Annotated in this window: 24 protein-coding genes and 1 pseudogene; 16 read left to right on the forward strand and 9 right to left on the reverse strand. The window is 64.8% G+C overall.

All coding sequences use genetic code 11. From position 1 onward, the window contains the following. Positions 1–2: 2 nt before the first annotated feature. The 3 genes from AC5Y42_RS18700 to AC5Y42_RS18710 are packed head-to-tail and all read left to right on the forward strand — an operon-like array spanning position 3 to position 2,879. Complete coding sequence (locus AC5Y42_RS18700; RefSeq protein ID WP_499900080.1) at positions 3–971, forward strand: class I SAM-dependent methyltransferase; 969 nt, start codon at positions 3–5, stop codon at positions 969–971. Then, positions 929–2,128 (forward strand): class I SAM-dependent methyltransferase, encoded by a 1,200-nt coding sequence (locus AC5Y42_RS18705; RefSeq protein ID WP_499900103.1) that lies wholly within the window; start codon positions 929–931, stop codon positions 2,126–2,128. Before AC5Y42_RS18700 ends, AC5Y42_RS18705 begins: the two co-directional genes overlap by 43 nt. A gap of 58 nt (positions 2,129–2,186) precedes the next feature. Beyond that, positions 2,187–2,879 (forward strand): esterase, encoded by a 693-nt coding sequence (locus AC5Y42_RS18710; protein WP_499900081.1) that lies wholly within the window; start codon positions 2,187–2,189, stop codon positions 2,877–2,879. A 128-nt stretch (positions 2,880–3,007) separates the two neighbouring features. On the opposite strand, the gene AC5Y42_RS18715 is transcribed toward AC5Y42_RS18710, so the two are convergent. Then, positions 3,008–4,261, reverse strand: a complete 1,254-nt coding sequence (locus AC5Y42_RS18715; RefSeq protein WP_499900104.1) for an outer membrane protein assembly factor BamB family protein — start codon at positions 4,259–4,261, stop codon at positions 3,008–3,010. Positions 4,262–4,464: 203 nt separating this feature from the next. Here AC5Y42_RS18715 and AC5Y42_RS18720 point away from each other — a divergent pair, with 203 nt between their 5' ends. Then, positions 4,465–5,202 (forward strand): acyltransferase, encoded by a 738-nt coding sequence (locus tag AC5Y42_RS18720; protein WP_499900082.1) that lies wholly within the window; start codon positions 4,465–4,467, stop codon positions 5,200–5,202. Positions 5,203–5,217: 15 nt separating this feature from the next. Here AC5Y42_RS18720 and AC5Y42_RS18725 read toward each other — a convergent pair whose 3' ends face one another. The 3 genes from AC5Y42_RS18725 to AC5Y42_RS18735 form a co-directional block, all read right to left on the reverse strand. Continuing rightward, entirely contained in the window at positions 5,218–5,538 is a 321-nt protein-coding gene (locus AC5Y42_RS18725) for a J domain-containing protein (protein WP_499900083.1), read from the reverse strand. 318 nt (positions 5,539–5,856) lie between these two features. Next, entirely contained in the window at positions 5,857–6,279 is a 423-nt protein-coding gene (locus AC5Y42_RS18730) for an Hsp20/alpha crystallin family protein (protein WP_499900084.1), read from the reverse strand. Positions 6,280–6,407: 128 nt separating this feature from the next. Next, on the reverse strand, positions 6,408–7,091 hold the full coding sequence (locus AC5Y42_RS18735; protein WP_499900085.1) for a PAS and ANTAR domain-containing protein: 684 nt from the start codon (positions 7,089–7,091) through the stop codon (positions 6,408–6,410). A 121-nt stretch (positions 7,092–7,212) separates the two neighbouring features. Between AC5Y42_RS18735 and AC5Y42_RS18740 the strand changes: the two genes are divergently transcribed. The 5 genes from AC5Y42_RS18740 to AC5Y42_RS18760 all read left to right on the forward strand — a co-directional run bounded on the left by AC5Y42_RS18740 (position 7,213) and on the right by AC5Y42_RS18760 (position 10,813). After that, positions 7,213–7,548, forward strand: a complete 336-nt coding sequence (locus tag AC5Y42_RS18740) for a heat shock protein transcriptional repressor HspR (protein ID WP_499900086.1) — start codon at positions 7,213–7,215, stop codon at positions 7,546–7,548. 190 nt (positions 7,549–7,738) lie between these two features. After that, positions 7,739–8,632: a DUF1295 domain-containing protein gene (locus tag AC5Y42_RS18745; RefSeq protein WP_499900087.1), complete on the forward strand. Its 894-nt coding sequence runs from the start codon at positions 7,739–7,741 to the stop codon at positions 8,630–8,632. Continuing rightward, complete coding sequence (locus AC5Y42_RS18750; RefSeq protein ID WP_499900088.1) at positions 8,629–9,762, forward strand: FAD-dependent oxidoreductase; 1,134 nt, start codon at positions 8,629–8,631, stop codon at positions 9,760–9,762. Before AC5Y42_RS18745 ends, AC5Y42_RS18750 begins: the two co-directional genes overlap by 4 nt. 84 nt (positions 9,763–9,846) lie before the next feature. After that, positions 9,847–10,461 carry a hypothetical protein gene (locus AC5Y42_RS18755; RefSeq protein WP_499900089.1) on the forward strand — a complete coding sequence of 205 codons (615 nt, stop codon included), beginning with the start codon at positions 9,847–9,849 and terminating at the stop codon, positions 10,459–10,461. A 28-nt stretch (positions 10,462–10,489) separates the two neighbouring features. Further along, entirely contained in the window at positions 10,490–10,813 is a 324-nt protein-coding gene (locus tag AC5Y42_RS18760) for a DUF3253 domain-containing protein (RefSeq protein ID WP_499900090.1), read from the forward strand. A 116-nt stretch (positions 10,814–10,929) separates the two neighbouring features. On the opposite strand, the gene AC5Y42_RS18765 is transcribed toward AC5Y42_RS18760, so the two are convergent. Continuing rightward, positions 10,930–13,077, reverse strand: a complete 2,148-nt coding sequence (locus tag AC5Y42_RS18765) for an MMPL family transporter (RefSeq protein ID WP_499900091.1) — start codon at positions 13,075–13,077, stop codon at positions 10,930–10,932. A gap of 54 nt (positions 13,078–13,131) precedes the next feature. Between AC5Y42_RS18765 and AC5Y42_RS18770 the strand changes: the two genes are divergently transcribed. From AC5Y42_RS18770 to AC5Y42_RS18790, 5 genes and pseudogenes are all read left to right on the forward strand, one after another. Further along, positions 13,132–13,722 (forward strand): MarR family winged helix-turn-helix transcriptional regulator, encoded by a 591-nt coding sequence (locus AC5Y42_RS18770; RefSeq protein WP_499900092.1) that lies wholly within the window; start codon positions 13,132–13,134, stop codon positions 13,720–13,722. After that, entirely contained in the window at positions 13,682–14,320 is a 639-nt protein-coding gene (locus AC5Y42_RS18775; RefSeq protein ID WP_499900093.1) for an SOUL family heme-binding protein, read from the forward strand. Before AC5Y42_RS18770 ends, AC5Y42_RS18775 begins: the two co-directional genes overlap by 41 nt. 21 nt (positions 14,321–14,341) lie before the next feature. Next, a complete protein-coding gene (locus AC5Y42_RS18780) occupies positions 14,342–14,845 on the forward strand; it encodes a TspO/MBR family protein (protein ID WP_499900094.1) in 504 nt (167 codons plus the stop codon). Beyond that, positions 14,842–15,889: pseudogene (gene fni / locus AC5Y42_RS18785) on the forward strand (type 2 isopentenyl-diphosphate Delta-isomerase). The gene AC5Y42_RS18780 and the pseudogene fni overlap by 4 nt, the downstream one beginning before the upstream one ends. A gap of 4 nt (positions 15,890–15,893) precedes the next feature. Next, positions 15,894–17,132, forward strand: a complete 1,239-nt coding sequence (locus tag AC5Y42_RS18790) for a nucleotide disphospho-sugar-binding domain-containing protein (RefSeq protein ID WP_499900095.1) — start codon at positions 15,894–15,896, stop codon at positions 17,130–17,132. Between the two features lie 9 nt (positions 17,133–17,141). Here the strand turns inward: AC5Y42_RS18790 and AC5Y42_RS18795 are convergent, their stop codons facing one another. The 3 genes from AC5Y42_RS18795 to AC5Y42_RS18805 all read right to left on the reverse strand — a co-directional run bounded on the left by AC5Y42_RS18795 (position 17,142) and on the right by AC5Y42_RS18805 (position 18,713). After that, positions 17,142–17,708, reverse strand: a complete 567-nt coding sequence (locus AC5Y42_RS18795) for a MarR family winged helix-turn-helix transcriptional regulator (RefSeq protein ID WP_499900096.1) — start codon at positions 17,706–17,708, stop codon at positions 17,142–17,144. Positions 17,709–17,859: 151 nt separating this feature from the next. After that, positions 17,860–18,249, reverse strand: coding sequence for an SRPBCC family protein (locus tag AC5Y42_RS18800; protein WP_499900097.1), 390 nt, complete (start codon positions 18,247–18,249; stop codon positions 17,860–17,862). A 41-nt stretch (positions 18,250–18,290) separates the two neighbouring features. Beyond that, positions 18,291–18,713 carry an STAS domain-containing protein gene (locus tag AC5Y42_RS18805; protein WP_499900098.1) on the reverse strand — a complete coding sequence of 141 codons (423 nt, stop codon included), beginning with the start codon at positions 18,711–18,713 and terminating at the stop codon, positions 18,291–18,293. A 351-nt stretch (positions 18,714–19,064) separates the two neighbouring features. Between AC5Y42_RS18805 and AC5Y42_RS18810 the strand changes: the two genes are divergently transcribed. Continuing rightward, on the forward strand, positions 19,065–20,423 hold the full coding sequence (locus AC5Y42_RS18810) for a cryptochrome/photolyase family protein (protein WP_499900099.1): 1,359 nt from the start codon (positions 19,065–19,067) through the stop codon (positions 20,421–20,423). Between the two features lie 33 nt (positions 20,424–20,456). Here the strand turns inward: AC5Y42_RS18810 and AC5Y42_RS18815 are convergent, their stop codons facing one another. Further along, positions 20,457–20,672: a hypervirulence associated TUDOR domain-containing protein gene (locus AC5Y42_RS18815; RefSeq protein ID WP_499900100.1), complete on the reverse strand. Its 216-nt coding sequence runs from the start codon at positions 20,670–20,672 to the stop codon at positions 20,457–20,459. A 242-nt stretch (positions 20,673–20,914) separates the two neighbouring features. Here AC5Y42_RS18815 and AC5Y42_RS18820 point away from each other — a divergent pair, with 242 nt between their 5' ends. After that, positions 20,915–21,865, forward strand: coding sequence for a methylenetetrahydrofolate reductase (locus AC5Y42_RS18820; RefSeq protein ID WP_499900101.1), 951 nt, complete (start codon positions 20,915–20,917; stop codon positions 21,863–21,865). Positions 21,866–21,928 lie beyond the last annotated feature (63 nt).

Raw genomic sequence — 21,928 nt, forward strand, 5'->3', positions numbered from 1 at the left:
CCATGACGAGTATCGATCCGTCTCCCCAGCCGCACGCCACGGCCGAGCAAGTGGAGGCCGCCCGGCATGACAGCAAGCTCGCTCAGGTGCTCTACCACGACTGGGAAGCCGAAAACTACGACGAGAAGTGGTCGATCTCCTACGACCAGCGCTGCGTCGAGTATGCCCGCGGCCGGTTCGACGCCATCGTCCCCGACGACGAGATCCGTCGGCTGCCCTATGATCGTGCTCTCGAATTAGGTTGTGGCACTGGATTTTTCCTGCTCAATCTGATCCAGTCCGGGGTCGCGCGTCGCGGATCGGTGACCGACCTGTCGCCGGGCATGGTCAAAGTCGCCACCCGCAACGGCCAGTCGTTGGGTCTGGACATCGACGGGCGGGTCGCCGACGCCGAGGGCATCCCCTACGACGACGACACGTTCGACCTGGTGGTCGGCCATGCGGTGCTGCACCACATTCCCGACGTCGAGCTGTCGCTGCGTGAGGTGATGCGGGTGCTGCGCCCGGGCGGACGGTTCGTGTTCGCCGGTGAGCCCACCACCGTCGGCAACGGTTACGCGCGCGCGCTGGCCGACCTGACCTGGAACGTCACCATCCGGGCGATGAAGCTGCCCGGGCTGGGCAGCTGGCGTCGCCCGCAGGCCGAGCTCGACGAGAACTCCCGGGCGGCGGCCCTGGAGTGGGTGGTCGATCTGCACACCTTCGATCCGCGCGATTTGGAGCGGATGGCGGCCAACGCCGGTGCGGTGCAGGTGGTCACCGCCAGCGAGGAGTTCACCGCCGCGATGCTGGGCTGGCCGGTGCGCACCTTCGAGTCGACAGTGCCGCCGGGGAAACTCGGGTGGAACTGGGCGAAATTCGCGTTCGGTAGCTGGAAGGCGCTGAGCTGGCTCGACGAGAACCTCTGGCGGCAAGTCGTGCCGAAGGGCTGGTTCTACAACGTGATGATCACCGGGACCAAGCCGTCCTGAACTTCGGGCTCGACGACGTCGGCTATCTGACGTCGGACGCCGGTTCGGCGGGGCTGGGCGTGGTGGCTGCGCTGCCGCTGACCGATCGGGTGGCCGACATCGCCGCGGTCCGCGCGCGGTTCGGAGACCGCACATCGGCGCTGGTGGAAACGGTGCTGCTGCGCCGGCGCGCGGCGGCCAAACTGCCGGGTACCGGTGACTGGCTGTTTACCGACGAAGCACTGCAGCAAGCCAGCGCGGCGCCCGTGGCGGCACACCGGGCGCAGCGGCTGGCCGGCCTCCTGGTACACGACGTGACCTGCTCGATCGGTACCGAACTGGCTGCCCTGCGCCTGTTGGTGGCCCGGGTGGTGGGCAGTGACATCGACCCGGTACGGCTGGCGATGGCGCGGCACAATCTAGCCGGCGCTGCCGATCTGTGCCGCGCCGACGCGCTGCACCCCGTGACGCGCGGCACCACCGTCGTCGTCGACCCGGCCCGGCGCTCTGGAGGGCGCCGACGCTTCAAACCACGCGACTACCAACCGGCGCTGGACCAGTTGTTCGATGTCTACCGCGGCCGAAACATTGTCGTAAAATGCGCTCCCGGAATCGATTTCGACGCGGTCCGGCGGCTCGGCTTCGACGGCGAGATCGAGGTGAGCTCGTTTGGCGGGTCGGTTCGGGAGACGTGTTTGTGGTCGGCCGGTTTGGCCGAAGCGGGCGTGCGGCGACGAGCCAGCGTCCTCGACCGCAGTGAACAAATCACCGACGCCGAGCCGGACGACTGCGGCGTGCGGCCGGTCGGCAGGTGGATCGTCGACCCGGACGGCGCGGTGGTGCGAGCGGGTCTGGTGCGTCATTACGGTGCGCGGCACGGGTTGTGGCAACTCGACCCCGACATTGCCTACCTGTCCGGCGACCGACTGCCGCCGGCCGTGCGCGGTTTCGAGGTCCTGCACCAGTTGCCCTTCGATGAGCGACGCCTTCGGCAGGCATTGGCGGCGCTGGACTGCGGCGCACTGGAGATCCTGGTCCGCGGTGTGGATGTCGATCCGGACGCCTTGCGCAAACGGCTCCGGCTGCGCGGCGAACAACCGTTGGCGGCGGTCATCACCCGTATCGGCTCAGGCAGGACCAGCAGTGTGACGGTGTTCGTTTGTCGTTCGTCGCGATGAGGGCCCAGGTAGGCTCACGTGGACGGCGGTTGCGCCGTCTTTCCGTTTGTGAGGGTGAATGCGCAATGTGATGGTGGCCGCGGTGCTGGCGGTCGCAGCCCTGGTGGGCTGGCCGGATGGGCCGGTAGCGGCGGCAGATCCGTCGTGCGCCAGCCTGGGCGGCAGCGTGGAGAGCGGACAGATGTGTCACGTGCACACGTCGAATGCCACCTACACCCTCGACATGAGGTTTCCGGTCGACTACCCCGACCAGCAGGCGCTGATCGATTACTTGACCCAGAATCGGGACGGGTTCGTCAGTGTGGTGCAGACGTCCGGACCGCGCGATCAGCCCTATCAAATGGACGTGACCTCTGAGCAGTACCGCTCCGGGCAACCGCCGAAGGGCACCCGCAGCGTGGTGCTCAAGATTTTCCAGGATGTCGGTGGCCCACGCCCGTCGACCTTCTACAAGGGGTTCAATTACGACCTCGAGCGACACCAGCCGATCACGTTCGACACGCTGTTCGCACCGGGCAGCAAGCCGCTGGATGCCATCTATCCGATCGTGCAGCGCGACCTGGGACGCCAGACCGGACTGGGCGCGGCAATCCAACCCGGTTCCGGCCTCGACTCGTCGCACTACCAGAACTTCGGTATCACCGACGACCAGTTGATCTTTTACTTCGCGCCGGGAGAACTGCTGCCGCCCTTCGCCGGTGCCGCCCAGGCCCAAGTGCCGCGTAATGCCATCCCGCCGCTGACGGTTTAGGTCGGCTGTACCGGGTCGGCCCCTCGCGGCCCGGCCGTCGAAACTGCGTGTACTGCACGAATTCGCCGCCAAGGGCGCTCTGTGCGCAGGTTGGACGCAGTGAGCGCAGACTCGGCGCGAGTGGCGGCTCAGCCCGGGGCGTAGCTGTACACCTGCCCGGCGCTGGTGGTGGCAACCACGCGGCGATCGTTGCCGACCACCACACCGACCGGGTAACCAGTGGCCTCCGGCAGCGGATAGCTGTTGAGGGTGTGGCCGTCCTTCGGGTCGAAAACCAGCAGCGACATGCCGTCCCCGTTGCGGGCCACGGTGTAGCCGGCGCCGGGACCGGCCAGGCTCGACGACGACAGTGGCGTGACGTCGTCGCGGCGCCACACCTGCTCGGCGTGGTCGCCGGCGTCCTTGAACGCGACCAGGTGTGTGTCGGGGCCGCCGCCGGACACGATCAGCCCGCCCGGTGTGACAGCGGGCGGTGTCTGCGCCAGGAATTTCAGCGGCGCTGACCATTTCGGCTTTCCGTCGGAGGCGTGCAGCGCCCATAGCTGTTGGTCGCGGCCGTTGACGTAGACGGTCGAACCGTCGGCGGACAGCACCGGGCTGGCCAGCACACCGGCGGTGACGGCGTCGCTGGTCCAATCCCGGGTCAGCAGCGGGTCTTGACCCCGGTGGTATTTCAGCCCGACCAGCACCGGCGCCGCCGCGCCCGGCTCCCACAGGCTCACCACCACCGTTTTGCTGGCCGCCGAAAACGCCGGCGCCGCGGCGACCGGGCAACCGGAACGCGCCGGCGCGCAATCGGACAGGCCGCGGGTGAAATCGGTCGGGTCAACCCCGTCGACCAAGTCCAACGGGCTGCCGGCCGTGATGCCGCGGCGGGCGTCGAATACCAGTACCTGGCCCAGATGGGTGATCACCAGCAGCTGGCCATCGTCGAGAAACCTTGGGGTGGAGGGCATTCCGATCACCGGTGCTCGCCAACGGATCCATTGCGTGGGTGGGAAGGACAGCATCGCGCCGGGCTGGCCAATGTAGACGTTGTCAAAGCCGTCGAAGAGCGGACCGAAAAATCCACCGCCCTGAAACAGCCGGGTGCACCAGCGCTGTCGGCCGTTGTCGTCGTTCTCCCATTCCATCAGCGAGCAGCCGCCCGGAGTCTGGGCGTTCAGCACCAACCAGCCGCGCCCGCTGAGTGCCGGGGCGGCCGCCAAGCTGCCTTTGACCGAGCGGGTCCAGCGCAGGCTCAGCGTGGTCGCCCCGGCTGTCGGGGTGTAGCTGCTGTTGGCGGCATCGCCGTATTGGGCCGGCCAGGCCGGGGCCGGTGCGGCGTCGACCCACGAGTCGGTGTTCTGGCATCCGGCCAGCATGACCGCCAAGAGCATCATCACCGTCGCCGCGAGGTGTCGGGTGCGGGGGAGATGACGAAGCATGGCGCGTCTTGAGGCCGCAATCCGCGCACTCGGCGAGACGGACATCGGCCAGAACACGGTGCCGAGAGTAACCGAGGAGGGCCGGCGAATGCCTGATTGCCCGGGTTGCCTGTGGGACTTGTGCGGTCTGCATCGGCGCCGGACTAGGATTTCCGGCCATGACGACCATGTGGGGAGCACCCCTGCATATCCGGTGGCGGGGTTCGCGGCTGCGTGACCCGCGCCAGGCCAAGTTCTTGACGCTGGCATCGCTGAAGTGGGTGCTGGCCAATCGCGCCTATGGCCCGTGGTATTTGGTCCGCTACTGGCGGCTGCTGAAGTTCAAGCTGGCCAACCCGCACATCATCACCCGCGGCATGGTGTTCCTCGGCAAGGGTGTGGAGATTCACGCGACCCCGGAGCTGGCGCAGCTGGAGATCGGCCGCTGGGTGCACATCGGCGACAAGAACACGATTCGCGCCCACGAAGGCTCGCTGCGGTTCGGAGACAAGGTGGTGCTCGGCCGGGACAACGTCGTCAACACCTATCTCGACATCGAGATCGGCGATTCGGTGCTGATGGCCGACTGGTGCTACATCTGCGATTTCGACCACCGGATGGACGACATCACGCTGCCGATCAAGGACCAGGGCATCGTCAAAAGCCCGGTGCGGATCGGGCCGGACACCTGGGTCGGGGTGAAAGTGAGTGTGCTGCGGGGCACCACGATCGGCCGCGGCTGCGTGCTGGGATCGCACGCCGTGGTCAGGGGCGACATTCCGGACTACTCGATTGCGGTCGGCGCGCCGGCCAAGGTGGTCAAAAACCGGCAGCTGGCCTGGGAGACCTCGGCCGCCCAGCGCGCCGAACTGGCGGCGGCGCTGGCCGACATCGAACGGAAAAAGGCGGCCCGCTGAGCCGCGCATGACCGCTCAGCGGTGCCAACGCACCGGTCCGGCCCAGAGTGGCACCTGCTCATCGGGGGTGTCGGTGCGGGTAACCGTCATCGTGATGGGGTGGGCGTCGGCCTTGGTCACGCTCGCGATGTGGTCGTAGTGGGCGCGACGGGTCTGGTCGCGCAACAACGCATAGGCGGCAAGAATCTGCCGCAGCCGTTCGTCGGCAGCCGAACTCGACGTGCCCGGGCGCACATCTGGATGATAGGTGCGCAGTTGGTGACGATAGGCATGCGTAATTTCTGCTTGCGTCGCCGTCGGCGACACACCCAGCACCGCATAGGGATTGGTTATCATCTTTTCACCGCGTTGCAGTCGCGCCATCAGTGATATATGCGGGAGGGACGCGCATAGTGGTCGTGCTGTGCGCGCCCCTCCCGGTCGATGACCTCCGATGCGGTTCGCCGACCATGCCACGACAAGTGGCGGTGCGCGGGTAAGCGAGATGGCTTCGGGCGCCTTGCGATTCGCTTCAGGATGGCGGAGGGCACGAGGTCATCGGGTGTTTCGCACTCGTCGCGCTATGGTCACCTCCCGTCGTCGGTTATCTGATGGGCAGCCGCCCGCAGGCAGTCGCGTTGATGTTCCACCCCAACAGGTATGCCGTGCCGCGCTTTAGGCGTTGATCGATTGGCGTTCGGCGTCGTGGCTGATTTCGATCCGTCGTGGCTTGGCCCTTTCGGCCACCGGGATTGTGAGCCGCAAGACGCCATCGCGATAGCTGGCCTCGATCTTGTCAGTGTCCAAGGTTTCGCCGAGGAACAGCTGCCTGCTGAACACCCCGCGTGACCGCTCCGCCGAGACCATGTCCCGATTTTGGTCGAGGGCAGGACGTTCGGCGCGGACCGTAAGCACGTTGCGCTCGACGTCGAGGTCGAGTGAATCCGCATTCACACCAGGCAGGTCGAACTCGACAATGAACTGCCCATCCTCGCGCCACGCGTCCATCGGCATTACCGCCGGACGGGCCGCAGTCCCCAGCACCTGCTGCGTCAGTCGATCGAGATCGCGAAATGGATCTGTTCGCATCAACATCATGTTTCACCTCCGCAGTGAGACGATTACCTATGTCTGACGACATAGATAATAGATAACATAGGCCGGAGTCCTGCGCAAGTCGTGCGGTGAGTTTGGTGGCATGCTCGCGAGATCAGACGGCGCGTGCATTACCGCAGGGTGAGCAGAGCATGGTCGACATGAGTCAGCGTGTCCGGCGTCATCCTGCCGCTGCAGGCAGCCAGAAATCGAGCGGCCAGATCCCGAACCTTGATGTTGGTTTCCTGCGAACGCCACACCAGGATGTCGAACGCTCGTTCCGCAGTGATGCCGTATGCGGCCATGAGCACGCCCTTGGCCTGCTCGATGACGGCGCGCGACGTCGTGACGTCGGAGACCAACGCGCTGATATCGGACTGCACGGCATCGGTGACGTCGATGTAGAAGCCGGAACTGCCCGTTACGCTGCCGGCCTCGTCGACCGTACGATCGCCCACCACGATCACCCAGTGGATGTGACCAGCAGTGTCGATGATGCGGTGGCGGCTGCTGAACGGTTCTCCGTTGCGCACCCGATCCAGGGCCAGCGCCACTTGCTGGCGGTCGTCGGGGTGCTTGTGTTCGAGTAGAAGCTCAGTGGTGGGGGTTACCGCACCTGGCCGGTAGCCGTGCATCCGCGCTACCGCATCCGACCACTGCCAGCGTTGATCCTCGAGAAAGAACTGGAACCTGCCTACCCGCTGCGGTTCGCCGTGATTGAGAACCGGGTCGATCTCGTTGGCGTCATGTCTATCCGCTTCGAGCAATGCCTCGCCGGATTGTTGCCCATTGAGGGGTTCTGTGTGTCGGAACATCACAATTACCTCTCGAACTCACAGATGATAACCTATCTTTGCGCCTACAGATTTCTCATACCAGTTATAGTATCCTTGCGCAAGTCCCAGTAACAGGTTCCCTCGTCGAACGGAGCAACGATTGACGAAAGATCCGGCATCTCGGTCGACCCGGGGCGTCTACGGCATCTCGGTTGCATCGGAGTTGTCCGGGATCGGGCCGCAGACACTGCGGCTCTATGAACGCTGGGGGCTGCTGACACCGTCACGCACCGCCGGAGGCACTCGTCGTTACAGCGACGACGACCTCAAGCGACTCAAGCAGATCGCCGAACTCGTGGACCAGGGCGTCAACCTCGCCGGAGTTGTCCGAATACTTGACCTGTCGAGCAGAAACAGTCAACTCGAGGCCGACAACACGCAGTTACACGACGACAACGCCAAGCTGAAAGCCGACCAGGCGCCGGCATCTGGGTAACGCCGCACCCACGTCGGGGGAAAGCCCCGCCTATGCTGGACGACCGGGCAGTCGGAGCAATCGGCCCGACCGCCGGCGTAGTCAACGCGACGGAGCAGATTGATTCCCACATGTGGTCAGCGCGATCATGTCGTCGACCTCACTGAATGGCAGGAGAGTTCTCCAAAGCCGCCCGTCGGACGGTTCCTCGGTGGTTGAGGCAATCAGCAAGCGTCGGTCGTTGTGGCTCATCGGTCTGGCGTATTCCGTGGCGATCGTGGTTGCCGCTGTCTGGCTGTCGCGGGGACCCGCCACCGGGCGATTGTGGTTGGACACTCTTGTCGCCGACGTCGTGGCGACTGTCGTCGTGTTCGGCTTCAGCCGGTGCTTTGGCAATTCCAGCTTCTACGACGCCTACTGGAGCGTTGCCCCACCGCTGCTGATGCTTTACTGGTGGAGCCAGACCGGCAACGGCGTAAATGGGTTGCGCTGCTGGCTGATTGCTGTCGTTGTTGTCGTTTGGGCGGTGCGTCTCACCGCTAACTGGGCCTACGGGTTTCCCGGGCTGCATCATGAGGACTGGCGCTACGCGTTGCTGCGGGAGCGCGCGGGGGGATGGGAGTTCGTCGCTGACTTGCTCGGTATTCATCTGGTACCGACCCTTCAGGTGTTCGTCGCGATGGTCCCGGTCTACGTCGCCGTGACCCGGCCCGGTCCGGGTCTGCCGTGGCTCTGGGGTGTGGCGCTGGTGCTGGGTTTGGCCGCGGTGGTTGTGGAACTCGTCGCGGATGTTCAGATGCACCGATTTGTCCGCCATAGGCGCCCCGGCGACGTGATGGATCGCGGGCTATGGAGTTGGTCGCGGCATCCGAACTATTTCGGCGAGTTGGGATTCTGGTTTTCGCTGGCGGTGGTAGGCGTCGCTGCCGCGCCCGCCGACGCCTGGTGGCTGTTTTCCGGTGTGCTGGCGATGCTGGCCATGTTCCTCGGTGCCAGCATTCCGATGATGGAGCAGCGCAACCTGCAACGCCGACCCGGCTATCAGGACGTTGTTGATCGCGTGCCCCGCTTGATACCGCGCCCGCCACGACGGCTCGCGGCGTGAACCGCAAACGCGTTGTGATCGCGGGTCTCGGCGACACCGGTGTCCTTACCGCGATCCGTCTTTCGAATCATGTTGATGTGGTCGGGGTCTCGCCCAAACCGGGCTTGGTCAGCGGCCAAGAACTGGGTGCGCGACTAGCCCGGCCGGAAGACTGGGCACGCGACTACTGGATACCGTTCGACCAATTTCGCCGACTGGATCGGGTGCGGATCATCCACGGCGCCGTGACGGGGTTGGACCTCGCGGCGCGTGCGATATTCGTCGACGGCGGCAACGGCGCATCGGGTGTCGAGACGTACGACGCGCTGGTCATCTCGACCGGGGTCACCAATGGTTTCTGGCGGGTCCCGACCGTCCAAACGCCTCTCGACGTCAGCGCCGATCTGCGTGCCGCCCACCACCGACTGGCCGCGGCCGCGTCGGTGATCGTGGTCGGTGGGGGTGCCGCCGCGGTCAGCAGTGCCGCCAATATCGCGACGCGATGGCCGGAGAAACGCGTCGACATCTATTTCCCGGGGACGCGCCCGCTGCGCGAACACCATCCGCGGGTTTGGACAACCATCCGGCGGCGGTTGGACGACCTTGGTGTGGTGCTACATCCGGAGCACCGCGCCGGGGTGCCCGACGGGTTCACTGACGATCAGATCACCCGGGGGCCGGTCCGATGGACCACCGGACAACCATCGGCATGCGCCGATGCGGTGGTTTGGGCGATCGGGCGGGTGCGCCCCAATACCGGCTGGCTGCCGGATGAGTTGCTCGACGACCATGGCTTCGTTCGGGTAAATCCTGATCTGGGGGTGCCCGGGCACCCCGGTGTCTTCGCGGTAGGGGACGTTGCGGCCAGCGATCCGCTTCGCAGCTCGGCCCGCAACAGAGCAGATGGCTTGCTGGCCCATAACATTCGCGCCTGGTTCGCAGGCCGATCGCTGCGCTACTACCGGGCGCCGAAACGGCGCTGGGGCTCGGTGCTCGGCGTTCAGCCCGATGGGCTTCAGGTGTTCGCTCCGACCGGACATGGCTTTCGCTTTCCCGCGTGGTCGATCGATGCGGTATTGCAGCCGTGGATCGTCCGCAGGGGCATATACCGGGGAGTGCGGAAAAACGACCCGTTTGCCCAACATCGGTGAAGGTTGAGCACCGGTAGGGGATCGCCGAGTCGCGCAACAACGGTCGACGTCGGGTGGTCGAGGCGAACGCTACCCTCGGACATGATGAGCGCCGACCACCTCGTTTTCCGGGGCCACATCGCGGGTTTTGGAACCCGGTTGGGGGCACGAATCGTCGTCGGATGCTGGACCGAGTCGCCGTTCGGCCGCTTCACCGACGCGATGGTGCAGACCGCCGACGACGAACGCATCCTGTTGGCGCCCTGCGATGACGTCGCCGACTTCGTTTCGTCGACTTATCACTTCGAGCGAGTCATGGTGGGACCGGTAGACGCACGGCTGACGGGCGAGACATTGACCTTATCGGCGAGTGAACTGGATGTCGTGGTGTCCATCGGGGGTCCTACGGGAATCAATCGGCTTCTTCGATTGATACCGGTGCGGTTAGCCGCCGCCCGATGGTGGTTATCGACCATCGATCCGATAGTGGCCCGGATCTTGCCCGGTGTCCGCACGGCGGGTACCGCGGGCCGCGGTCGCCGGGAGTATTACGGCGTCCATCGCTCCCGGCGAATCACGAGTGTCACCGGGCGGTTGCACGGCGCGGACCTTGCCGGGCTGGCCCCGCTTGAGCCACCCGTCCAGTTCGGGTTCGGGTCAGCCCCGGCGACGCCACAAATCGTCGCGGTGACGACGCGCATCGACCTCGGGCGGGAGTGATCGCTTCGTGCCTGGCGAAAGGTCGACTGTGCGGGACGAACTGGCGCGACTTGCGGCGGGCTCGAGCCCCGCAGCGGGTGCCGCCCGAGTTGCCCTTGGCGGTGGACCAGAGTCGGCGCGGCTGCGAGCGGCAATACTTGCCCTGGCGCAGCACCGCGCACCGGCCGGCTCCACCTGTCCCTCCGATGCGGCCCGGGCCCTCGGAGGCGCTGGTTGGCGTGACCTGATGCAACAGACTCGCGACATCGCCGTCTCGTTGGCACGGAATGGCCAGGTAGTCCTCACTCAACGCGGCGCCGTGCTGGACCCAGATGCACCGTGGCGTGGACCTATCCGCATCAAAGCGGTGTAGGTAAGCGCGTTCTTCCATATCACGCATCAGCGCGGGTGCCATGATGACATCTCGAGCCCACGAAGTCCGGCGCAGCACGAACGTCGATGCGTCTACCGGAAACCGCCAGCATGCACCTACTTACGTTGACGGTGGCGTCGATGACGGCCGTCTGCAATGGGGCTACCGTCGGCGGCCGCGTTGTGAACCGGTCGCCGGGCAAGAGCAGCCGGCCACCAGATTCGGTCGCCGATCAGCGCGAAAAGTGCCGGAATGACCAGGGTGCGAACGACAAAGGTGTCTAAGAGGATGCCGAGTCCGACGATGATGCCCAGCTGGGTCAAGACGATCAACGGGAGCACACCGAGTACACAAAACACCGCTGCCAGAACGACTCCGGCGCTGGTGATCACCGCACCGGTGGCCGACACGGCTCGGATCATGCCCTCGCGCGTGCCGTGCTCGCGAGCCTCCTCGCGGGCGCGGGTAACCAGGAATATCGTGTAGTCGACCCCCAGCGCCACCAGAAACAAGAAGGCGAACAGTGGGGTGCTGTTGTCCAGGGCCGGAAAGCCGAACAGATGGATGCTGACAAACCCGCCCAGGCCCAGCGCGGCCAAAGCACTCAGCACAGTGGCTGCGACCAGAACCGGAGGCGCCAGCGCAGCGCGCAACAGCAGGTACAGCACCGCCAGCACGACAAGCAGGATGACAGGGATCAACACGACGCGGTCGCGTCCGGCGGCCTCGCGGATATCGAGTGCCTGCGCATCTGAACCACCCACCAGCGCACTCTGTTCCACCGAACCGACTGACTCGCGCAATGCACGAACGGCCGCGAAAGCCCGGTCTGTCGACGGGGCCGCATCGATGACCACCGACCACTTGGTCAGCCCGTCAGCTGATTGCCCCGCGGGGGTCGCCGAGACAACACCGGGGACTGTGGTGATGCGCTGCTGCAGCTGCGGGGCTCGCACGGTGGAACCAATCACTACGGTCGGGTCGGCAACCCCGCCGGGGAAATGCGCTGCAAGCGTGCTGAATCCGATCACTGAATCGGCTTGGATGCGGAACTGCTGGGTCTGCGACAATCCGACGTGGATCCCGAGCAGACCGCTAGCCAGCGCAGTCAACGTGAGGACCGCGCCGGCGCACACCGGCCCGGGCCGATGGCCGACCGCATCGGCTACTCGGTGCCATCCGCCGTTGGCCGTTGTCGGTGGGTCGCCGAGGCGAGGAATGAACGGCCAAAACATCTTCCTGCCGCCCAAAGCCAACAGCGGCGGCAGGATCAATAGAACGAACGCCGCTGCCACCAGCAGGCCACACCCAGCACACACCCCCAGGCTGCGGGTGCTCGGAGTCACCGCAAGCAGTAGCGTCAGCAGGGCCAGCACCACGGTGGCGTTGCTCGCCAGGATCGCCGGGCCAGACGCGGCCACCGCGCGGCGTAGCGCCTCGCGGTGGCCGGGCACGCTGCGCAGTTCCTCGCGGTAGCGCGAGATCAGCAACAGCGCGTAATTGGTGCCGGCACCGAACACCAGCACGCTGGTGATCCCCGAGGTTGAGCCGTCGAACGTCACGTTGGCCACTGCTGCGACGTCACTGCCCAGCACGTTGGCCACCCGGTCGGCGAAGCCGATCACGCCCAGCGGTGCCAGCCACAACACCGGTGAGCGGTAGGTAGCGATCAACAACAGCGCAACGACCAGAGCGGTGACCACCAGAAGCGTGACGTTCGCGCCCGAAAATGCGTCGGCAATGTCGGCGCCGAAGGCCGGCCCACCGGTGAGATGGGCGGACAGCGTTGACGGCAGACCGTCGGCGCTGGCCGCCCGCAATGATTTCACCGCGGCATCGAGCTCAAACCCCGAAAGCCTGCGGCTCAACGAGATCGTGGCGATTGCCGCTTTGCCGTCGGCCGACACGATGACGGGCGGTTCAGTTCCGGAAAACGCCTGGGGAACCCGTTGCATCCGGTTTCGCGCCTGTTCGGTTGCCACCAGGTCGGCGGTTCCCAGCGGGAATCCGTCGTTCCGGGTGATTACCAGGATAGCCGCCACCCGGTCACCTTCGGGGAAGTGAGTCAGCAGCGCCGCCGCTTCGGCCGAAGCTGACGAGCTCGGAACAGACACCGGCGACTGGCCCGCGGCTTTATTGGGCCCCGACACTGTCATCAATGCACCCGCAACCAGCATGAGAGACAGCGCCAACAGCCAAGAAAGGCGCCCCGTCACGGCAGCGGACAGACGCTCCCACACCACGCCCAAGAGCATTTCATCCATTTAACGATTAATCAACTTAACAATCTCGGCCAATCGCGCTATGCTGCGATTCTGATGAACTCGGGCCTGGGAGCTGACCGAGCAGGTCTGGAAGAACTGATTTCGGCCGACGCGCGGGCCCTGACCGCGGAATCCGAGCAGATTGGCCGGTTGTTCGCCGATGTTCATGATGTGCATGCCACCGACTTTCGCGCGCTGCTACAGATTCTGGTGGCTGAGCGGGCCGGCACGCCGCTGACGTCGGGGGAGCTAGGCCAGAGGCTGGGCCTGTCCGGGTCTGCGATCACCTACCTGGTCGAGCGGATGATCGCATCGGGCCATGTCCGACGGGACTCCGACGTAGCCGACCGGCGCAAGGTCATACTGCGTTACTCCGATCACGGACGTGAGACTGCCGGTGCTTTTTTCATTCCGTTGGCAACGCATACCCGCGCCGCGATGGTTGACATATCCGATTCCGACCTGGTGGCTGCGCACTCGGTTTTCGCCGCTCTCATCGACGCGATGCGGACGTTCAAGCACGAACTCACCGCTTCAATGCGTGATCAGCCACCAGAGACGGGTACCACTTCGTCACATCCACACACGTCGAAAGGAGGCGGTAATGCTGGGATCGATCGTCTCGCTGGCCCGCCAACTGCTTGAAGCCGGTGGTGCGGTGGTAGGGCTGCGGCACGGCACCGAGGAACCCGACCACAAAGTCGAGCAGGTAATCGGCGGCGTCGAAATCCGCCGCTACGGCGAGCGAATCGCGGCCGAGACAACCGTGGTCGCCGGAGAAGAGGCAGCGCGCAACGCCGGTTTCCGCCGGCTGGCGGGCTACATCTTCGGTGGAAACCACCCCAACGCCACAATCGCGATGACCGCACCGGTAGCACAGCAGACCGGCAGCGGTGAGAAGATCGCTATGACGGCACCGGTCGCGCAGCGGGCTGGTGATGACGGCAGCTGGGTGATCCGCTTCTTCATGCCCGCCGATAAGACGATGGAGTCATTGCCCCGACCTGACAATGCAGCCGTCAAGCTCGTGACCGTTCCAGCGGAAACCGTTGCGGTGCTGAGGTTTTCGGGCAGTCGCAGCCCCCGCGCGGTCGCATGCAAGACCGACGAGCTGATGGGAATACTGGGGGAGAATGGACGCGAGCCCATCGGAACACCCACCGCGTGGTTCTACGATCCGCCGTGGACCATCCCGATGCTACGGCGCAGTGAGATCGCCGTTCCCGTCAAACCCGCCTTATAACTTGTAACTGGAAGGATCTGCATGCGAGTCTCTACCTTGATCGCCACCACCGTGTCGGTGGCCGCTGTTTCGTTGGTCGGTGGTCTGGCCAGCGGGCCGTCGGTCCAGTCAAAGTGGTACGCACGGCTTCGCAAGCCGCCGTATCAACCGCCCCGGCAGGTGTTTCCCGTGGTGTGGCCCGCGTTGTATGCCGACATCGCGGTGGTGTCGGCGTCCACCATCGACGACCTGAACCGCGCTCACAACGATACCGACGCCCGGGCCTACCAGCTGGCGCTTGGCCTGAACTTACTTCTCAACGGTAGTTGGTCCTGGTTGTTCTTCAATCGTCATCGCCTCGGGGCGTCGGCCGTCCTCGCCGCTGCGCTGACCGCCAGCAGCGCCGACCTGACCCGCCGGACGATCGCTGTGCGTGGCTTTCGCGGCGCGCCGTTGGCGCTCTACCCACTGTGGTGCGCATTCGCGACGGCGCTTTCCGCACACATCTGGCTGCTCAATCGTGGGCGCCACCGCACTTCGTCGTGACTGTCGACCCGGACGGAGTCACGCGGCGCAAACGCAGGCATATCGACGTCTGTCTGGACGGCGACGTGTCCCACCGGGGTGTGACGACTGGGCTCGAGCGCTACCGTTTGCCCTACAACGCGCTGACCCAGACCAGTCTCGGTGACATCGACTTGTCCACTCGATTCATGGGTGCCGCGCTGCGCGCCCCGGTGATCATCGGCGCGATGACCGGTGGCGCCGAATTGTCCGGCACCATCAACCGCAACCTCGCGGTGGCCGCCCAACGGCTCGGCATCGGGCTGATGCTGGGCTCGCAGCGGGTCATGCTCGACAGCGTGCGCGGCGAACATGCGGCGGCGAGCTTTACGGTGCGGGACGTGGCACCCGACGTACTACTGTTCGGAAACATCGGTTTGTCGCAACTGACCAAGGACGCGACGCCCGATATCGCGAAGGCCCTGGCCCACGTCGGTGCCGACGTGCTTGCTGTGCATACGAATCCATTACAGGAGGCAATGCAGTACGGGGGGGGACACTAATTTCTCCGGATCACTTGATCGACTGTGTGATGTCGGTGGGGCAGTGGGCTATCCGCTACTGCTCAAGGAAGTTGGCCATGGTATCGGCGCCTCGGCCGTCGCGGAGTTGATGCAGCACGCCGCACAGCTGCCAGTCGATGCCATCGATGTGGCGGGGGCGGGGGGGACGTCTTGGTCGCGGGTGGAACAGCTCGTCCGTTACGGTGAGCTGCGCTACCCGGAACTCGCCGACTGGGGTGTTCCGACTGCACGCGCGGTCATCGAAGTCCGAGCGGCGCTGCCGGAGATCCCGCTGGTGGCTTCAGGGGGAATTCGTACCGGCATGGACGCGGCCAAAGCGATTGCGCTGGGTGCCGATGTCGTTGCGATCGCACTCCCGCTCTTGCTTCCAGCGACTGAATCCGCTGCGTCCGTGGAGGACTGGCTCCAACACTTCATCGAGGAGCTGCGGATCTGCTTGCACGGGTGCGGCGCGGCCAATATGGCGGCGCTGCGCAACGTGCGGCTCACGGCCGTCAGTTGACGATATGGCGGTCATTCTCGCCTACGGCTCCCCGGCGTTGGGGCACCAGCTGCCGCTCAGTGCGCTGTTGGGTGAGTTGGCCGAACGTGGGCATGAGGTCCACGTGCGCACCATGGCGGCGGGTGTCGACCAGGCACGAATGATGGGACTACACGCCGAGGCCGTCGACCCCCGGATCGAAGCCATCAGCGGTGAAGACTGGCTGGCGTCAGATGCACTGGGAGTACTGAAGATATCGATCGAGGTGCTTTGTCGACGCGCAGTATTCGAAGTCGACGACGTACGGCGAGCTGTCGCGACGGTACAGCCAGATGCGGTGGTCGTCGACGCGAATTGCTGGGGGGCTTTGTCCGCAGCCGAGGCCGGCGAAACGCCGTGGCTGGTGTTTTCACCCTTTACCCCATACCTGAGGTCACCCGGGGTGCCGCCATTCGGTCCCGGACTGCGGCCGCTGCGCGGTGCTGTCGGCACTCTTCGCGACGCGTCGGTACGCCCAATTGTGAGTCGACTGTTCGATCGTCGAATCCTGCCTGCGGTCAATGCCATTCGGGGGCAGCTGGGTATCCCGGTCGTCGACTCGGTTGACGGATTGATGCGGCGCGCGCCGCTGCTGTTGGCTGTGGGTGGTGAGCCGTTCGAATACCCGCACCCGGGCTGGGGTGATGCTGTCCACCTGATCGGAGCGTGCGCCTCGGAACCTGAACCGGCAGCGATGCCGTCGTGGTTTGCGCGGATCGACCGCCCGATCGTGCTGGTCACCACGTCCTCACTCAAGCAGGCAGACACCACGTTGGGGCGAATGGCCCTGGAGGCCTTGGCTGATGAGCCGGTCCACGTGGTAGCGACGTTTCCGGCGGGCGTCCCTGCCGGTCTTCCCCGGCCCTCGAATGCCACCGTGTGCCGTTTCGCCTCGCATGGTGCGGTGCTCGAGCGTGCCTGCTGTGCAATCACCCACGGCGGCATGGGCACTACGGTCAAGGCGCTCGACCGCGGTGTGCCGGTGTGCGTCGTGCCGTTCGCCCGCGATCAGGCCGAAGTTGCCCGCCGGGTACAGGTTGCCCGCTGCGGCACTCGACTGCCCGCAAAGAAACTGTCTGTGCGCCGACTACGCGCAAGCGTGCGCGCGGCGATGACGATGACCGACGGCGCCCATCGCGTTGCTCACGGTTTCGCTGCGACCGGCGGCGTCGCGCGAGGGGCTGACCTGATCGAGCAGCGGGTGCTCGGGTCGGAAATCCAATAGACCGAAACCTCAGCGGACGCTTTTTCGTAGTCCTGCGGTGGTTTTCGTCGGACGCTTAGCGCTCGTTGACCGATGGGAGCGCGGTTTGGTGAGGTCCTCTTCGAACGTGGACATCGCCTCCGTCATCGCCGAGAAGACGCGATGCGCGGCAACTAGGTCTTTGTCGCTCAAGTGAGCGACCGCAGAACGCAGATGTGCACCGAGGGGATTGAAAAACGCCCGGGCCAACCCCATTCCTTGCTCTTCGTAGCGCAGCAGCGACTTGCGGCGGTCCTCGGGATCGGGCTCCCGTCGGATATGCCCGGCCTCGATCATCCGGTCGACGAGGTAGGTGATAGCTGCCGGCGACACGTCCATACGCTGCCGCAGCTCAGTCGAAGTCAACGGCTTTCCTGTGGTTTCAGCCACCATGATGTGCAGCAGTGCCTGGCAGTCGCTGCTGTTCACACCCTGTTGGCGGGCGAAGTACCGGGCTATGCGGTCAGATTGCGCGGTTATCGCTCGCATGTCCGCCGACATCAGCTTTTCCAGCTCCGCCCGACTCGGCGCCGGATTCTTAGCGCCCCGCTTGGTCACCTGGCCGCTTCCTTACTCAGCGATACGCCCCACAGCGGATGAGACATCTGCTGAGACGGTCGTGAAAGCTCGCACTGCTGCACTAGTCGTGTCGCGGTGGCATTACACCACAGCTTGCCACCGTGTTGGTATGTCGACAGCGTAGCGAGCTTCAGCTACCGCGATGTGAACCAAGCACAAGCTGTTCGATGCGGCGTAACGCGATAAAGCACACCGGTAGATAGGCCGTGGCCCACCAGGGCACCGCGAACATGGCGCGGGTTCCACCGTCGACGGCATCGACGTAGTGACGGGTTGCCGGCACGTCGGCGACCCGCCAGGCCCACGACCGGCCGGTATCGAACTCAGTGATCAGGAAGGGCACTGCAACTCCGAGTGGTCCCGAAATTGCACCGGTAGTCCCGAGTTGTAAACCGGCTTCCGGCTTGTCAAGCCGGGCATTGGTGATGGAAGGTCCCCATGTCGGCCATGCCTCGACATCAACCAGCACGTCCCAGACCTCGGCCGGTGGTGCCATGATCATCCGGTCCGCGGTCAGCATCGTCTGACGTCGCGGCAACCGGCGTAGTTCACGATTGCGCCCTATGAGGTTATCGATCGCGCGGACGACGTCCGCCTATCGGCGGACGCGAGTCTTTCGGATGCCACTGCCGGTGAACTGCGGGTGGGCAGCAATGTGTCGCAATCCAGCACGTGCAGTAGGTGACTTACAGCCTTACTGGGCACGAGAGCCCATGTCAGACCAGCCTTCTGGCATTGCTCGTCGATGGCGGTCAAGGCGCGGAAGCCCGATAGGTCGATGAACGCAACTCCGCTGAGGTCGAAGACAAAATTGCGGCGGGTCGACACGAGCTCGCCGACAAACGCTTGCACATCGGTGGAGTTGCTGGCATCGATCTCGCCACTGACTTCGTAGACGGCGATCGGATGTTCCCGCCGCGCGAGCAACGACAACGTCGGCGCAGCGAAAATTTTGGCGGGGAGACGTATGTCGGGGTGGGCCATTTGGCAGCTCCGGTAACCGATCAGTGGTGCGGACGGATTGGGCATCGACCTGATGGCCGTTGGCTTGTGGTCGACTGCAATCAAACCGCAAGTCTTGTCGCTGCCCGAGAGCTGGAAACTCAACCCTGCGACTCAGTGTAGCCGAGTAACGTGAATCGGGTATCCCAGCCGCTAAATCAGGTGCTATCCGATTCCGGCATGCTATAGGTGTTCGCTCCAGTTGGCGTATCGCACCGTCCATCACCTGGTCTTATTAAATAACTTAACTTTTAAGCAATCGTATTCGAGGGTATGCACACGTCTTGGCGCTTGACGGCATTGATGTGCCTCCGGAAGGCAGGACCGACAATCATGGCAGTGGCGATGGCGTTGTTCACCAGAGATCTCCGGATCCGCGACAACCCCGTTCTGACGGCGGCACAGCGGGCCGGCGACGCCGTCGCACCGGTATTCGTCCTTGACGAGGCGATCCTCGCCAGCAGCTACTTCACCCCCAACAAGGCTGCTTTCTTGAGCTCAGCGCTTGCCGAACTCGACGAGGAATTACGTCGGATCGGCGGACGGCTCGTCGTTCGACGCGGTGAATGGGTGCATGAAGTGCTGCGGTTGGTTGGCGAGCTCTCGATCGATGAAGTCCACATCGCCGCCGACGTGAGCGCCTACAGCCAGCGGCGCGAACGGCGGCTAAGCCATGCTCTGCAGAAAGAAGGGTGCCGCCTGGTTGTCCATGCCGCCAGCGTGACAGTCTGCGACCCCGGTGAGCTCGCTCCCGCAGGATCTGACCACTTCGCGGTCTTCACCCCGTACTACCGACGATGGAGTCGGGCTTCCGCCCGGAAGGTGCTGGCCGGACCGCGGTCGCTGACCGTACCGGACGTAACGAGCGAGCCGCTGCCCGACGCCGGGCAGCTGTGCGAAGGGGAGCCGTCGCCGCAGTTGGCCGTCGGCGGGGAGCGCACCGGCCGCCGGCTGCTGCAGAACTGGCTTAGCGGCCCGGTTGACCGCTACGACACCCGTAATGACGACCTCGCCGCCGACGCGACGTCGCGGTTGTCGCCGTATCTGCATTTCGGATGCCTTTCGTCGAGTGAGATCGTGCACCGGGCCGGGCGCTCGACAGCGGGCCGAGAAGCCTTTGTCCGCCAACTCGCCTGGCGAGACTTCCACCATCAGGTCCTGGCTGCCCGCCCCGACGCGGCGCGAGCGGACTACCGCGCCCACGCGGACCGCTGGCGCCGCGAACCGGAATTGCTGGACGCCTGGCGGGACGGGCGAACCGGCTACCCGATTGTCGACGCCGGGATGCGCCAATTGGCCGCTGAGGGATGGATGCACAACCGGGCACGGTTGATCACCGGCAGCTTTCTCACCAAGACCATGTACGTGGACTGGCGGCAGGGAGCCGAGCACTTCCTGAGCCTGCTGGTAGACGGAGACATCGCCAACAACCAGCTCAATTGGCAGTGGGTCGCCGGTACCGGCACCGACACCCGACCCAACCGGGTGCTCAACCCGCAACGTCAGGCCGAACGTTACGACCCCACTGGCGACTACGTACGCCGCTGGGTTCCCGAGCTGGCGCACATCACCGGCGCGCACGTGCACGCGCCATGGGAACTGGACTCCACGCAGATCGAGTATCCCAATCGGGTGGTCGATCATCTCGAGGGCGCACGCCGCTTCAAGGCCGCCCGCTCCGGCAGCAAGTAACATGTTTTCGGTCTCCCCGAAGCCGGCAGCAATTTACTTTCTCCGCTTCAGCGCATCCGGCTTGTGCACGGCGTCGGCACCGGTCTTGCTGCTCCGCACGCGGTACTGCGGCTGGTCGGGTGTCGCACGGACCGTTCGGCCGGCGGCCTCGGTGTCGGAGGTCAACTTCTCCTCAACCGTCCCTTGCACGGTGCTGCCGTGACTCTGCCACTCGACCTTGTCTCCTTTACGAAATTCATTGCCGGACATCGGGTCACCTTTCGTCAGTGCGCTGGGTTTGGCCAGCGCTCCGCAGCTGGGCGGGGTCTGAAGTCGGGCATACCCAAGATGCCGGTTAGTTAACATGTTGATCAGAACCGGATATAGACTGCCGAAACCTCCATCGGAAACCCACATCACATGATCTGCCCTACCGAGCCGTTGACGAGCACCCGACCAGTTGAGCCGACACCACGGTGAACGACGCGGCAGGCCAAACGTGTCCAAAACGAATGGAGTTTGGGCCATGCGGAGGTGTGCGAACCGACGGCCAATGCGAAATGAGGCCCGGTGCTTGTGCTTTCACTGATGCTGTGCCTTGGCCCGGCCCTGTAATGCCCGTGCCGCCGGTGAAAGCGCCGCTGATACTCACCGACTTCAGTTGCACCCCGTTCGATCCGGCCGACGTCGCGGCGACGGCCAAGATCTTGGCCTCGTCCTGCGACGCGGTGTTGGTCGGCGAGCACCAGAACCGGCCCGATTTTCCGCCTGCGGTGATAAGCCGCCTGCTGCTTGACAACGGTGCTTTCCCGTGGATCACGCTGTCATGCCGGGACCGCAACCGGGTCGTGCTCGAGCAGGAACTACGTGGTTTGTCGTTGACCGGCACACCGACCGTGTTGTGTGTGACCGGTGACGGGCGTGGTTACGACGTGCGGCCAGACGTCACTCAAACGTTCGACCTGGACGGGCCGCGGCTCGTCGCTCTCGCAGCCAGCCTGGGTGTGATCGCGGCCGTCCCCGAAACGCCGACCGCTCCGCCACTGCATGCTCGACCCATTCGCCTCGTCTACAAGCAGCAAGCCGGCGCGAGCCTTGCGGTTCTCAACCACGTGCCGCGTCCCTCCGCGGTGGCCGAGTTCGTGCGTGAGGCTCGGTCGGTGGGCCTTTCGATTCCAGTGCTCGCCGCCGTCGCGGTGTTCACCGACGTTGTCTCTGCCGCAATCCTGCAGGGGTTGCCGGGTCTTCACATGGATCAAGACCTGATTGACGATGTCGTCAACGCACCCGACCCGGTCGAGGCAGGCATACAGGCCGCGGTCACCGAGGCGCGCGCACTGTTGTCGATCGAAGGTGTTGAAGGAGTGAATATCTCCGGCGTCGCCTCAGGTGCCGGAACGAGAATCGGAGCCCGGATCAAGGCGGAAGTCGGTGCTCGTATCCGCTCGGAGGCTGCCTCGTGAATGAGGCGATGGAAGCGGAATTCGACACGGTCGCGGAATGGACTGCCCAGGTCGCCCTCGACT

It is taken from the genome of Mycobacterium sp. NGS48 (assembly GCF_059812585.1).

Coding starts and splice junctions, on each gene's coding strand:
- AC5Y42_RS18700 (WP_499900080.1), top strand. CDS start 3: ATGACGAGTATCGATCCGTCTCCCCAGCCGCACGCCACGGCCGAGCAA.
- AC5Y42_RS18710 (WP_499900081.1), top strand. CDS start 2,187: ATGCGCAATGTGATGGTGGCCGCGGTGCTGGCGGTCGCAGCCCTGGTG.
- AC5Y42_RS18715 (WP_499900104.1), bottom strand. CDS start 4,261: ATGATGCTCTTGGCGGTCATGCTGGCCGGATGCCAGAACACCGACTCG.
- AC5Y42_RS18720 (WP_499900082.1), top strand. CDS start 4,465: ATGACGACCATGTGGGGAGCACCCCTGCATATCCGGTGGCGGGGTTCG.
- AC5Y42_RS18725 (WP_499900083.1), bottom strand. CDS start 5,538: ATGATAACCAATCCCTATGCGGTGCTGGGTGTGTCGCCGACGGCGACG.
- AC5Y42_RS18730 (WP_499900084.1), bottom strand. CDS start 6,279: ATGATGTTGATGCGAACAGATCCATTTCGCGATCTCGATCGACTGACG.
- AC5Y42_RS18735 (WP_499900085.1), bottom strand. CDS start 7,091: ATGTTCCGACACACAGAACCCCTCAATGGGCAACAATCCGGCGAGGCA.
- AC5Y42_RS18755 (WP_499900089.1), top strand. CDS start 9,847: ATGAGCGCCGACCACCTCGTTTTCCGGGGCCACATCGCGGGTTTTGGA.
- AC5Y42_RS18765 (WP_499900091.1), bottom strand. CDS start 13,077: ATGGATGAAATGCTCTTGGGCGTGGTGTGGGAGCGTCTGTCCGCTGCC.
- AC5Y42_RS18770 (WP_499900092.1), top strand. CDS start 13,132: ATGAACTCGGGCCTGGGAGCTGACCGAGCAGGTCTGGAAGAACTGATT.
- AC5Y42_RS18775 (WP_499900093.1), top strand. CDS start 13,682: ATGCTGGGATCGATCGTCTCGCTGGCCCGCCAACTGCTTGAAGCCGGT.
- AC5Y42_RS18780 (WP_499900094.1), top strand. CDS start 14,342: ATGCGAGTCTCTACCTTGATCGCCACCACCGTGTCGGTGGCCGCTGTT.
- AC5Y42_RS18790 (WP_499900095.1), top strand. CDS start 15,894: ATGGCGGTCATTCTCGCCTACGGCTCCCCGGCGTTGGGGCACCAGCTG.
- AC5Y42_RS18800 (WP_499900097.1), bottom strand. CDS start 18,249: ATGCTGACCGCGGACCGGATGATCATGGCACCACCGGCCGAGGTCTGG.
- AC5Y42_RS18805 (WP_499900098.1), bottom strand. CDS start 18,713: ATGGCCCACCCCGACATACGTCTCCCCGCCAAAATTTTCGCTGCGCCG.
- AC5Y42_RS18810 (WP_499900099.1), top strand. CDS start 19,065: ATGGCAGTGGCGATGGCGTTGTTCACCAGAGATCTCCGGATCCGCGAC.
- AC5Y42_RS18815 (WP_499900100.1), bottom strand. CDS start 20,672: ATGTCCGGCAATGAATTTCGTAAAGGAGACAAGGTCGAGTGGCAGAGT.
- AC5Y42_RS18820 (WP_499900101.1), top strand. CDS start 20,915: ATGGAGTTTGGGCCATGCGGAGGTGTGCGAACCGACGGCCAATGCGAA.